This window comes from Vibrio sp. 2134-1 (assembly GCF_033339495.1).
Map to the genome: position 1 here is coordinate 1 of NZ_JAWOUS010000999.1, position 509 is coordinate 509.

Genomic DNA, 509 nt, shown 5'->3' on the forward strand with positions numbered 1-509 from the left:
AGGAAGAAGCTTGTAAATCAGCAGAGGTAAGGGCAACAAAAAAAGTGCCCACCACCAGACAAATTCAATGTTTAACCATTGGGAAAGGTCTGTCATGAGTGTTTGCTCAGTCACGGGTGTTTGCCTTTTTCTTCGGTGGCAAAGCGTGAGTTATCCAAAAGGCACAATCGTCGATCAAATCTTGATGTTGTTCTTGAGGCGACTTTTGATATAACGCGGCTTGCCACTGTTGTTGTTTGTCTACGAATCGAGTCTCTTTGGTATGACTGTCGAGAAATTCATACCATGCCATTCCAGTTAACGGGGCGATGTCTTCACGTGGGAAGTAACTCAATGCGGCTTGACGCAGAATTTCCAGAGCAGAGGAAGGCGTATGAGGTGTGACGGATTGAGTCAAAAGCTTTAATGCCGTTTTTTTGGCAAGTAAGCGCTTTTTACGCCATTTTGCATACAAATATACACCTAAAACAAAAAGAACGATCGCCGCAAGCATTGCCCACCATCCCCAC

General features: G+C 44.8%; 1 protein-coding gene and 1 pseudogene. Both read right to left on the reverse strand.

The genetic code is table 11. The annotated features are described in order from the left end of the window. Positions 1–114, reverse strand: a pseudogene (locus R7R78_RS29690) (IMP dehydrogenase); the annotation flags it as partial. Continuing rightward, the coding region (locus R7R78_RS29695; RefSeq protein ID WP_225475038.1) for a DUF4381 domain-containing protein at positions 107–509 on the reverse strand (403 nt) is incomplete at its 5' end. The pseudogene R7R78_RS29690 and the gene R7R78_RS29695, both read right to left, overlap by 8 nt.